General features: G+C 46.1%; 11 protein-coding genes. 4 read left to right on the forward strand and 7 right to left on the reverse strand.

The genetic code is table 11. The features are described 5' to 3' along the window. Nucleotides 1-43 precede the first annotated feature (43 nt). The 3 genes from ACLTWA_RS07915 to ACLTWA_RS07925 all read left to right on the forward strand — a co-directional run bounded on the left by ACLTWA_RS07915 (nucleotide 44) and on the right by ACLTWA_RS07925 (nucleotide 2850). The gene (locus tag ACLTWA_RS07915; RefSeq protein ID WP_412327077.1) at nucleotides 44-1240 is read left to right on the forward strand and encodes an NADP-dependent isocitrate dehydrogenase; all 1197 of its coding nucleotides are present in this window, start codon (nucleotides 44-46) and stop codon (nucleotides 1238-1240) included. An 82-nt stretch (nucleotides 1241-1322) separates the two neighbouring features. Beyond that, nucleotides 1323-1871 carry a GNAT family N-acetyltransferase gene (locus ACLTWA_RS07920; protein WP_412327078.1) on the forward strand — a complete coding sequence of 183 codons (549 nt, stop codon included), beginning with the start codon at nucleotides 1323-1325 and terminating at the stop codon, nucleotides 1869-1871. Nucleotides 1872-1971: 100 nt separating this feature from the next. Next, a complete protein-coding gene (locus ACLTWA_RS07925; RefSeq protein WP_412327079.1) occupies nucleotides 1972-2850 on the forward strand; it encodes a LysR family transcriptional regulator in 879 nt (292 codons plus the stop codon). A gap of 78 nt (nucleotides 2851-2928) precedes the next feature. On the opposite strand, the gene ACLTWA_RS07930 is transcribed toward ACLTWA_RS07925, so the two are convergent. Genes ACLTWA_RS07930 through aspS form a run of 5 tightly spaced genes read right to left on the reverse strand, consistent with a single transcriptional unit; the run spans nucleotide 2929 to nucleotide 8828 of the window. Next, a complete protein-coding gene (locus ACLTWA_RS07930; protein ID WP_412327080.1) occupies nucleotides 2929-4215 on the reverse strand; it encodes an aminotransferase in 1287 nt (428 codons plus the stop codon). A 30-nt stretch (nucleotides 4216-4245) separates the two neighbouring features. Further along, nucleotides 4246-5679, reverse strand: a complete 1434-nt coding sequence (gene gatB / locus ACLTWA_RS07935; protein ID WP_412327081.1) for an Asp-tRNA(Asn)/Glu-tRNA(Gln) amidotransferase subunit GatB — start codon at nucleotides 5677-5679, stop codon at nucleotides 4246-4248. Beyond that, on the reverse strand, nucleotides 5680-7176 hold the full coding sequence (gene gatA, locus ACLTWA_RS07940) for an Asp-tRNA(Asn)/Glu-tRNA(Gln) amidotransferase subunit GatA (RefSeq protein ID WP_412327082.1): 1497 nt from the start codon (nucleotides 7174-7176) through the stop codon (nucleotides 5680-5682). A gap of 11 nt (nucleotides 7177-7187) precedes the next feature. Then, nucleotides 7188-7481 (reverse strand): Asp-tRNA(Asn)/Glu-tRNA(Gln) amidotransferase subunit GatC, encoded by a 294-nt coding sequence (gene gatC / locus ACLTWA_RS07945; protein WP_412327083.1) that lies wholly within the window; start codon nucleotides 7479-7481, stop codon nucleotides 7188-7190. Nucleotides 7482-7496: 15 nt separating this feature from the next. Next, nucleotides 7497-8828 (reverse strand): aspartate--tRNA(Asn) ligase, encoded by a 1332-nt coding sequence (gene aspS, locus ACLTWA_RS07950; protein WP_412327084.1) that lies wholly within the window; start codon nucleotides 8826-8828, stop codon nucleotides 7497-7499. 819 nt (nucleotides 8829-9647) lie between these two features. On the opposite strand from aspS, the gene ACLTWA_RS07955 reads away from it, so the two are divergent. Beyond that, nucleotides 9648-10211: a manganese efflux pump MntP family protein gene (locus tag ACLTWA_RS07955; RefSeq protein WP_412327086.1), complete on the forward strand. Its 564-nt coding sequence runs from the start codon at nucleotides 9648-9650 to the stop codon at nucleotides 10209-10211. Here ACLTWA_RS07955 and ACLTWA_RS07960 read toward each other — a convergent pair. Both ACLTWA_RS07960 and ACLTWA_RS07965 read right to left on the reverse strand, forming a co-directional pair. After that, nucleotides 10201-11007: a polysaccharide deacetylase family protein gene (locus tag ACLTWA_RS07960; protein ID WP_412327087.1), complete on the reverse strand. Its 807-nt coding sequence runs from the start codon at nucleotides 11005-11007 to the stop codon at nucleotides 10201-10203. The two genes, ACLTWA_RS07955 and ACLTWA_RS07960, sit on opposite strands and share 11 nt — an antisense overlap. Next, nucleotides 11007-12056 carry a glycoside hydrolase family 105 protein gene (locus tag ACLTWA_RS07965; protein WP_412327089.1) on the reverse strand — a complete coding sequence of 350 codons (1050 nt, stop codon included), beginning with the start codon at nucleotides 12054-12056 and terminating at the stop codon, nucleotides 11007-11009. The genes ACLTWA_RS07960 and ACLTWA_RS07965 overlap by 1 nt, the downstream gene beginning before the upstream one ends. Nucleotides 12057-12058: the final 2 nt, after the last annotated feature.

Raw genomic sequence — 12058 nt, forward strand, 5'->3', positions numbered from 1 at the left:
TATACTATAGCAAAATACGAACATATATCAGGAGGACAAACACATGGATAAGATTAAGATGACAACCCCCATTGTCGAGATGGATGGCGATGAGATGACCCGGATTCTCTGGCAGATGATTAAAGACAATCTTCTGCTTCCATACATTGACTTAAAGACAGAGTATTATGACCTGGGGCTTAAAAACCGGGATCAGACAAATGATCAGGTGACTGTAGACTCCGCCAATGCGACAAAAAAATACAAGGTTGCTGTCAAATGTGCCACCATCACTCCTAATGCAGACCGGGTAAAAGAATACGATTTAAAAGAGATGTGGAAAAGCCCTAACGGCACCATCCGCGCCATCTTGGACGGAACCGTATTCCGCGCGCCGATCGTTGTAAAAGGAATCGATCCATGTGTAAAGAGCTGGAAAAAGCCCATCACCATTGCAAGACATGCTTATGGCGATGTTTACAAAGGTGCTGAGATGAAGATTCCCGGTGCCGGTAAGGTAGAACTTGTTTACACGGCAAAGGACGGGTCCGAAACAAGGGAAACGGTCCATACCTTTCAAGGCCCGGGCATTGTTCAGGGCATGCATAACTTAAACAACTCCATCGAAAGCTTTGCAAAAAGCTGTTTTAAATATGCGCTGGATACCAGACAGGATTTATGGTTCTCTTCCAAGGATACCATTTCCAAAAAATACGACCATACCTTTAAGGATATTTTCCAGGAAATTTTTGAAAATGATTATAAGAATAAATTTGAAGAAGCAGGGATTACCTATTTCTATACGCTCATCGACGATGCGGTCGCACGTGTCATGAAATCTGAGGGCGGGTACATATGGGCCTGCAAAAATTACGACGGCGATGTTATGAGCGACATGATCTCTTCTGCCTTCGGTTCCCTTGCCATGATGACTTCCGTACTGGTTTCTCCTGATGGAGATTTTGAGTATGAAGCAGCCCATGGAACCGTACAGCGCCACTATTACAACCACTTAAAGGGTCAGGAAACATCCACCAACTCCGTAGCAACCATTTTCGCCTGGACCGGCGCTTTAAGAAAGCGGGGCGAGCTTGACGGCAACAGCCAACTGACTGCCTTTGCAGATCAGCTGGAAAAGGCCACCATTGATACCATCGAAGCCGGCGAGATGACAAAAGACCTGGCAATCATTACATCACTTCCAAATCCAACGGTCTTAAACAGCGAAGCGTTTATCAAAGCCGTTGCAAAGCGCCTGTAATACTGCCTGGTTCTGATTGAACCCACAGAGAAAGAAAGCTGCATGATTGCCGCTTTCTTTTTCATATTCAGGAGGTAAAGCCATGAAGCTCAAACCAAAAGTAGTCACATTGAAGAATGGTGTTCCCTGTATTTTAAGAAGCCCTGGCCCGGAGGATGCCTCTGCCCTGCTGCACACCATGAGGGTCACCTCAGAGGAAACCAACTATTTAGCCAGATACCCGGATGAGATCGATATCACCATTCCCCAGGAGCAGCAATTCTTACATAACTGCTTAAAAAGCAGAAAGGACTTAATGATCTGTGCCTATGTCCATGGAATACTGGTGGCAAGTGCGGGAATCAATCCCATTGCCCTGCACCAGCGTTACGCCCACCGTGCTTCCTTTGGAATCTCAATCTGCCGGGAATACTGGGGGCTTGGGATGGGTTCTCATCTGCTTGCCGCGGTCATAAGCGGAGCCAATGAAATCGGTTTTGAGCAGCTGGAGCTTGAAGTGATTTCTGAAAATGAGCGCGCGGTGGCTCTTTACCGGAAGTTTGGCTTTGAACTTTACGGAACCAGAGAACATGCCTTTAAATACCGGGACGGAACCTATGCTTCCGAATACTTAATGATGTTAAGGCTTTGATTTAATTCGACATTTTTTACAAAATCTCTGTTCATATCATTATCAAAATGATATAATGAGTATTATCATATAACACGTTGGTAATGGAAGGAACACAATCATGAACTTAAGACATCTTACTATCTTTAAAACGGTGTGTGAGCAGGGAAGTATCACCGGAGCGGCCAAGGCTCTGTCCATGACCCAGCCCGCTATCTCCCACGCCATCAATGAACTGGAAGAATCCGTTGGTTCTCCCTTATTTGACCGTGTATCGCGGAAAGTGGTAATCAATGAGAATGGAAAATTTTATTTGTCTAAAGTCATTCCCCTTCTGGAATTATACCAGGACTTAGAAAACTACTCAGGCACACTTCACATGCAGGCACCCCTTCGAATCGGCTCCTGTGTGACTCTTGCCAGCTACTTACTTCCCCAGGCAGTGTCCCGCTTTACGGTTTCCAATCCGGATATCCAAACCAAAGTCACTGTATCCAACTCCCAGGACATCACAGGGAAACTCTTAAAAAATGAACTGGATATCGGTCTGGTCGAAGGTGTCATCGCAGATGATCAGCTGGAAAAGATTCCTTTTTCTTCCTATCCTCTGGCTGTGATCTGCGCTCCCGGCCATCCATTTGCAAAGCGAACAGCTCAGCCTGTCCCCCTGGACAATCTGATCCGTGAGCCTCTGCTGTTAAGGGAAACCGGATGCACGTTAAGAGATACCTTTGATTATGCTCTGGCACTTCATAACCTGTCTGCAGAACCGCTCTGGTCCAGCACCAGTTCTGATGTGATTTTACAGGCAGTAAAAGAAAATATCGGCATCGGAGTCGTTCCAAGAATCTTTGCCGATGAATCCATAAAACAGGGAGAGATCGTTGAGATCGAAGTAAAGGATCTGGATATCAGCTGCATGAACCATGTGGTGTTTCATAAGGATAAGTTTCAGACAGAGGCATTTCAGGCATTTATTAATCTGGTGCTGTTTGAATAAAGCAGAAAAAAAGCCGGCGTAAGAACCGTTTATCATACCTGTTCTTACACCGGCTTTTTATTTATTGACAAAGAGCCTTTATTTTTCTGCCAGAAGCTTATCGATGCTCACGATCTTCACACACAATGTAAACAGCTCCATGGCCAAAACCAGATCACTTAACATCGGATAGGAAGGAGCAATGCGGATGTTCCGGTCATAGGGATCCTTGCCATATGGATAAGTGGCTCCTGCGCCTGTCATGATAAGGCCCGCCTTCTTGCACTTTGTTACAATCGCTTTGGCGCAGCCTTCTAAGGAATCAAAGGAAATAAAATAGCCGCCTTTCGGATTGGTCCATTCACCGATTCCCAGACCTCCCAGTTCCTGTTCCAGGCAGTTATGCACTGCTTCAAATTTCGGTCTGAGGATTTCCGCATGTTTCTTCATATGCTCAACCATTCCGTGGATATCGCCAAAGAACCTTACATGGCGAAGCTGATTCACCTTATCATGTCCAATGGTCTGGATCCTCAGCTGCTTTTTGATGTCCACCAGGTTATTCTGGCTGGACGCAATGGCTGCGATGCCGGAGCCGGGAAAGCTTACTTTTGAAGTCGATGCAAATTTATATACAAGATCCGGGTTGCCTGCTCTCTTGCATTCGGCAAGGATCTCAATCAAATGATCCTGGTCATGTTCATATAAATGATGGATGGAATACGCATTATCCCAGTAGATACGGAAATCACTGGCTGCAGGCTCTAAGCGGGCAAATCTCCGCACGGTCTCATCCGAATAGGAGATTCCCTGGGGATTGGAATACTTTGGCACACACCAGATTCCCTTAATGGAATCATCGCCTGCCACCAGCTTTTCTACCATATCCATATCCGGTCCGTCACAGGTCATGGGAATATTGATCATCTCGATCCCAAAATACTCAGTAATGGCAAAATGTCTGTCATATCCGGGAACCGGGCAGAGAAACTTTACTTTATCCAGCTTACACCAGGGAGTGCTTCCCATGACCCCGTGGGTCATGGAGCGTGAAACCGTGTCGTACATGACATTTAAACTGGAATTCCCATAAATAATGATAGAATCAGGTGCTACCTCCATCATATCGGCAAGAAGCTCCTTTGTTTCCCTGATCCCGTCAAGGACCCCGTAATTGCGGCAGTCCGTGCCGTCTTCACAGGTCAGATCATCATCACTGCTTAACACATCCATCATACCCATGGATATGTCAAGCTGCTCTGTGCTTGGCTTTCCCCTTGACATGTCAAGTCTTAAATCCTTTCCCTGAAATTCCTTGTACTGTGCGGAAAGTTCTTTTTTTAACTCCAGTAACTCTTCCTTTGTCATCTCAACATACGGTTTCATAGATCCCTTATCCTCCTCATATAGACTCCATTAACCCAGCAATTCCTTTAAAATCCGGTTCACCGCAGCAGGGTCAGCCTTCCCCTTCATCGACCTCATGGTCTGGCCTACCAAAAATCCCATGGCTTTCTCTTTTCCGTTATGGTAATCCTCAACGGACTGGGGATTTGCCGCAACGATCTCCTGAATTGCTGTGCGCAGCTTTCCTTCATCATTTACAACCTTCAATCCGTTCTCTTCCACATATTGTTCCGGATCCACATTCTCTGCAAATATTTTCTCGAAAACTTCTTTGCCCACGGTTCGGTTAATGGTTCCATTATCCACCAACTGAATCAATTTTGCAAGGTTTTCCGGGGAAAAAGACATATTTTCCGGCTCCATCTCATGCTCTTTTAACAGGCGCATGGCTTCCACCATCAGCCAGTTGGCGGCTTCTTTGGGCTTCCCGCATATGGCGGTTACCGCTTCAAATATGTCTGCCATATGCTTGGAACCGGTAATGATATCCGCATCGTATTCCGAAAGATTGTAGACCTCCTGATATCTTGCCATCTTCTCCGTCCGAAGCTCCGGCTGTCTGGATTTAATGTCATTGATCCACTCATCACTGATCAGGATGGGAGGAAGGTCCGGGTCCGGAAAATAGCGGTAATCCTTGGCATCTTCCTTTGAACGCATGGCGTAAGAGTATTCCTTGTTATCATCCCATCTTCTTGTTTCCTGTATGACCAGTCTGCCTTCTTCAATCAGTTCGATCTGACGCTTTCTCTCCCCTTCAATGGCACGGGCAATGGCCTTAAAGGAATTTAAGTTTTTCATTTCCGTTCTTGTCCCGAATTCTTCTGCTCCGGCTTCCCGGACCGATAAGTTTACATCGGCTCTCATGGATCCTTCCTGAAGCTTACAGTCGGAAGCCCCCAGATACTGAATGATGAGCCTCAGCTTCTCCAAATATGCGATGACCTCTTCCGCACTTCTCATATCCGGTTCTGAAACGATCTCAATCAGAGGCACACCGCTCCGGTTAAAGTCTACCAAAGAACAGTCTTCCCACTCATCATGAATCAGTTTTCCAGCATCCTCTTCCATATGAATCTCATGGATTCCGATCTTCTTCTTTCCTGCGGCCGTATCGATCTCCACATATCCATCGTGGCAGATGGGAAGATAAAGCTGGGAAATCTGATAGTTCTGAGGGTTATCCGGGTAAAAATAGTTTTTTCTGTCAAACTTGCAGCGCTGATTGATCTGGCAGTTTGACGCAAGACCTACTGCAAGGGCATACTCCACCACCTGCTTATTGAGCACAGGAAGAGAACCTGGCATACCGGTGCAGACCGGACAGGTATGGGTATTGGGCGCTCCGCCAAATTCCGTAGAACAGGAACAGAAGATTTTTGTTTTGGTCGCCAGTTCCACATGAACCTCTAAACCAATGACTGTCTCATACTGTTTGCTCATTTACTTCTCCTCCCTTCCGTCAAGGGCCTTCATAACCATCTCCGGCATCTCATAGCTTTTGTTCTGCTCCAGTGCATAGCCTGCACGGATAATATTCTTTTCCTTAAAGCAGTCACCGATAAACTGAACACCAATAGGCAGACCTTTTTTATCAGTACCAAATGGAACCGTAAGACCGGGAAGTCCGGCAAGGTTTACGGAAATGGTGTAAATGTCTCCCAGATACATCTTCAACGGATCGCTGAGGCTTTCAGAAAGCTTTGGCGCTGTGGTAGGAGCTGCCGGCCCAAGGATCACGTCATACTTTGCAAAGGCCTCATCAAATGCCTTCTTAATCAATGCCTTGGTCCTCAATGCCTTCAAATAGTAAGCATCGTAATACCCGGAGCTGAGAACAAAGGAGCCTAGCATGATGCGGCGCTTGACTTCCGCTCCAAAGCCTTCCGAACGGCTTTTTTTATACATTCCGTGGAGTCCTTCATATTCCTTTGCACGATAGCCATATTTCACGCCGTCAAAGCGGGATAAGTTGGAGCTTGCTTCTGCAGATGCAATAACGTAATAGGCAGGTATGGCATATTCCACCATTCCAAGGTCAAAGGTCTCCACAACGGCACCTTTTTCCTCTAAAACCTTTGCGGCATTTAACACGGCTTCCTTTACCTCTTTATCCAGACCCTCTGTCAGATAATCGGCAGGAATCCCTACTTTCAGCCCCTGCACATCACCGGTCAGTGCTTCTGTAAACCGGTAATCCTGGCATTCCACGGAGGTACTGTCCTTTTTATCATAAGAAGCCAGAATCTCCAAAATGGTGGCACAGTCTGTCACATCTTTTGCAATCGGTCCGATCTGGTCCAGGGAAGAACCGTAAGCAACCAGTCCATATCTGGAAATGGTTCCGTAAGTCGGCTTTAAGCCTGTGACTCCGCAGTAAGAGGCCGGCTGCCTGATGGAGCCGCCCGTATCAGAGCCTAATGCATAGAAGCATTCTGCCGCTGCCACTGCCGTACAGGAACCTCCGGAAGAGCCGCCTGGAACATGCTCTGGATTCCATGGATTTCTTGTCACTCCGAACGCAGAGGTCTCTGTGGTGCTTCCCATGGCGAATTCATCCATATTGGTCTTTCCAAGAATCACAGCCCCTGCCTTTATCAGGTTTTCCACTGCCTGAGCCGTGTAGGTGGGTACAAAATCCGAAAGAATCTTAGAACAGCAGGTGGTCCTCATATCCTTGATGCAGATATTATCTTTGATTGCTACGGGAACTCCGGCCAAAGGCCCTGTCAGTTCTCCCCCATCGATCCGCTTTTGTACTTCCTCTGCCTGACGGAGAACACGCGCTTCCTCTACCAGTACAAAACTGTTGAGCAGCGGCTCCATGGCCTTTATCTGGCCCAGGACTGCCTTAGCAGCTTCCACTGCAGTTACTTCTTTCTGTTTGATTTTTTTCCCAAGGCCAACGGCCGTAAGGGACAATATCTCTTTCTCTGTCATCTGTGCTCCCCCTATTCCACTGTCTTTGGCACCTTAAAGGCTCCGTCTTTCTTTTCAGGAGCATTCTTTAAGATGTTTTCTCTGTCATCGCCGTTTTCCACCACGTCTTCCCGGAAAACATTGTGGATGGGAAATACATGGGACATGGGGACTATGCCTTCCGTATCCAGTTCATTTAATTTATCGATATAATCCAGCATAAGGCCCATTTCCTTTTTCGCTGATTCCTTTTCCTCCTGGCTGAGTTCCAGCTTTGCCAGAATTCCTACATATTCTATCGTCTCATCGTCTATGATGTGTGCCATACTCTTTTCCTCCTTCTATGGTTCCAGTCTTGTGACATCTCTTGGGAACAGAGTGGTCTCTCTGATATTGGCTTCATCAAGGAGCCTCATGGTCAGACGTTCCAGTCCGATCCCAAGACCTCCATGAGGCGGCATACCGTACCGGAATATCATCAGATAGTTAGAAATATCTTCCGGATTCATTCCTCTGGCCTCCATCTTTTTTACAATGGTTTCATAATCGTGGATTCTCTGACCTCCGGTGGTTATCTCAAGCCCTTTGAACAGAAGGTCAAAGCTTAAGGTAAACCGCTCATCTGCCGGATCATCCATGGCATAAAACGGGCGTTTCTTTGACGGATAATGAGTCACGAATACAAAATCACTTCCGCACTCTTCTTTAAAATACCTGCCGATCAATACTTCCTCTTCCGGCTCAAGATCGTAGGGGTTTTTGATCTTTCTGTTATATTTTTCTGAAACCAGTTCCTTGGCCTTATCAAAGCGGACCGTCGGAATGTTCGATACATCGGGAAGATCGATCTTAAGCATCTTAAGCTCCTTTGCATACTCTTTTGAGAGCAGGTCAAAGGTGTACTGAAGCATACCCGTCTCCATTTCCATGATCTCCACAAAGCTGTCGATATATCCCATCTCAAAATCCATACTGGTATATTCGTTGATGTGTCTTGTGGTATTATGCTTTTCCGCACGGAAAACCGGAGCCACTTCAAATACCCGGTCATAAACACCTACCATGGTCTGCTTATAAAACTGGGGACTTTGCCCAAGTTCTGCCTTTTTATTAAAATAATCCAGTTTAAATACGTTTGAGCCGCCTTCGGCACCGCGGGCTACGATCTTCGGTGTACGGATCTCCGTAAATTTCTGAAGATGAAGAAAATCCCGAAATCCCCTTACAATTCCTTCCTGAATGCGGAACTTGGCGCGCTCCATAGGATTGCGCAGCGTAATGGGACGAAGTGCCAGCTTTGTCTCAAGGGAAGTATTTAATTTCCATTTGCTGATAGCAATGGGAAGTCCCTCCGATGGCTGTGACAACACTTCAATTGCTGTCAAACGAAGTTCAAAACCTTGAGGTGCCCGTTCCTCAAAAGACACCACTCCGGTGACCCGAACGGCGGATTCCTCTTTTAACCGGCTTAAATCAAATTCTGTTTTTCCCTCTTCAAAGACACACTGTACCAGTCCCTCTGCCTTCCGGAGAATCACAAATGCCACATCTCCCATATCACGAATGGTATGGACACTGCCTTCCATGCGGATTGTTTTTCCTTCATTCTCTCCGGAAACCACTTCTGAGATTTCCATTGTTTCTTTCTGTTTCACACCTCTGATGAATTCCATATTTCTATTCTCCTTACCTAAATGTAATTGCTTTGATTCCGGTGGAGAGGTTTTTGACAATAAAATATCCCGCCCCGGAATACAGTTACATATTCCGGGACGGGATCTATATGGCTATAAGCTCCCGCGGTACCACCCGCATTGAAACATCTGCAATAATCCATCCGTAAATCAGTTTACGGATCAGCAAATATCTCCACTCAAACATTTAACGCATGTATACGGATAAATCTACTCATGACACCAGGAATCTGTTACGATCCATGGCCGCTTCGACTTACCGGCTCCGGAGTGTTCCCATAGCCAAGTCCCACATGACGGCGCTCTCAGTCGGTGACGCCCTCTTCCTGTCGAGGTCCATAGGCCAGAGTCTCCTTCTCTGCCTTTTTCAATATCATTTATCATTCCTGCCGTATATAGTTTCCTGTTTTTACACTTTTTATAACAGTTCAGCAATTTACCGCAATGAATTTTACTTATAATATCACAATCTTTTTTATACTGCAAGATTTATTTTTCATAAATTTGGGATTTAGGGAAAACATGGAGGGTGACTTTTTGGGGAGGAGTTGAGGTTGTGAGAAAATGAAGGAAGAATGCAGGGACCTGTCTCCTTCCCTCATTTTCATCTGGTGTATTGCCAGTTTCCTCTTTCAATTTAACAGAGAACTATATTACACTGGACTTTAACACTCAAAATTCAATTCCCTTTACATCGCCAACGAGGTCGCCGCTTTTCCCCCTCATCCCCTCCTGTTCTACCACTTTAAATAAAAGCATATACTTATTAAGCCTACCTACCCCCAAGGAGGACCTAACATGAATTTTATCGAACTATTCTTAATCGCAGCAGGTGTCTCCATGGATGCCTTTGCCGTAGCTATCTGCAAAGGATTAAGTCTGCCGAAAATGAGCTGGAAGCACGCGCTCGTGGTCGGTCTTTATTTTGGCGGTTTCCAGTCTTTAATGCCCTTTTTAGGGTATCTCCTTGGCTCACAGTTCAAGGACACGATCATTGCCTTTGACCACTGGATCGCTTTCATTTTACTTTGCAGCATTGGATTTAATATGATTAAAGAATCCTTTTCCTCAGACCTTGACAGCTGCGGAGGGTGCTCCCTCCATCCGAAACAGATGGTGATGCTTGCCGTGGCTACCAGTATCGATGCATTGGCTGTGGGTGTCACCTTCTCTTTTTTTATGATACATATCTTACCCGCAATCGCACTTATCGGGACCACCTCTTTTATGTTTTCTGCTTTGGGCGTTAAAGTGGGAAATCTTTTCGGGGCAAAATTCAAATCAAAGGCCGAGTTCTTCGGAGGTCTTATCCTGATCTTTATGGGAGTAAATATCCTGCTGGAGCAGGCTTTTATATGGTAATCTGTGTTCCGCCCGGAACTTCCACCTGTTTTCCATCAATGCTGACCCATACGTTTAAAGCGGAGGGATTATAAACGGTGGTTCCGTCAATGGTAAATTTTAAATTGGCGGCGGCCTTCATGTAATCCACGATTTCAATGTTGGTGGCATACCAGATATCTTCTCTTCCTCCCACCATACGGCAGAATTCTTCCATCAGCTCCCAGTTGTCATCTCTCGGGAATTCAAAGCTGTGTCCCCATACATACATCATATAGAGATACTGGGTCTTAAAAAGTTCTATGAAACGTTTTCCATTCTCCAGTAAATTGTGATTGTGATGGCAGGTGGATTTCCACTCCAGGTAATTTTCCGGCATGGCAAAATCATCGGTACTTCCTACTACTCTGCAGTATTCGATGCCAAGACCCGGAAGCATATCTACGATCTCCTTTGTATAGGAGCCGTTGGGATAGGACATCCCCCGGACCGGATAACCTGCAACCCGCTCTAAGGCTCTCCGGTCCTCTAAAATCTGTAACGCTACCTGAGGAAGGGGGCATCTTGCTATGGTGGGGTGGAGCACCGTATGGCAGGAAATCTCATGGCCCCTGTAGACCTCCTTCCATTCCTCCGGCTTCAGACGGTTTTCATTGTCAGTAAGACCGGAATTGACGTGAAATGTGGCTTTGATACCGTTTGCATGAAAGATATCCACAAGCCGTCTGTCTTCCACCCGTCCGTCATCGTAGCTCATGGTAAGTACTTTGTGCTTTCCCCCTGGAAAACATGTATAAATATTTTTTAGCTTTTCCATTATAATGCTCCATCTCCTGCAATATTTTCAAAATCCAATACTGCGGCAAAGAATGCCAAAGCCATTCCCTGTCCCCAGCCCTGGATCCACTTCTTTGAAATATTCCGGTAACCATCCCGGTCCTTCATCACGGCTGTTCCACCAGACACATCCGTCACTCTTCCATCCGGTGCCACATGGGCTAAAACGCCTTCTATGGACTTTTCTATGTATTTTCTATGAAGAGGATTTGCCTTTAATGTCATGGCTGCTGCAATGCCGGCAGAGGCAGACACTTCCTCATAGGATTCCTCATCATCAAGAATGGTCCTCCACAGGCCGTTGTCTGTCTGCAACAGCTTTAGAGCAGAAAGCTGCTCATTCAAACTTCCTACGATCTCCAGATACTGGGGATATAGGTAGCATTCCGGCAGAATACGGCCCACCTTGCTCATGGTATATGCGGCCCAGCAGTTGGCTCTGCCCCAGTAAAAGCCGGACATATGATCTTTGGTGATGTTATTGTAGCCGTGATACCACAAGCCTGTTTTTTCATCCTGAAGATACTGGATATGCCAGTAATACTGGTTCAGGGCATCGTCAATCAGTGCTGCATCCTTTGTCTTTACTCCCACTCTCAAAAGAAAGAAGGCAGCCATAAATAACGTATCCGCCCAGCACTGCTCCGGAAAATCATTATCCGCAGATACCGTATGCTGGAGCACGTTATCTCCGAAACGAAGAGCCTTTTCCCGTAAGTAAGCCACTTTGGAATTTATGATGTCCATATAAGACTCTTCTTTGGTAGCCTCATAAAGAGTGATGAGACAGTGGCCCATGGCACAAGTATTCACCGTCCACACAGGAAGCCCCAGGCTGATCAGTTCATCCACACGTTCTTTTAAAAATTCCAGATAACTTTCTTTTTTTGTGATATCATAGGCTTCTGCAATGCCGTAATATGCAACGCCGCAGGGCCAGTCCCAGGACATATCCATCCGCTTTGTCCGTTCCAGAATGCGGTCCATGGCATCCTCAATGATTGCTCTGTCAAAATTCAGCTTCCCCATTT

Origin of the sequence: Lacrimispora sp. (assembly GCF_046972725.1) — a bacterium.
In the GTDB taxonomy this organism is placed as follows: Bacteria; Bacillota; Clostridia; order Lachnospirales; family Lachnospiraceae; genus Lacrimispora.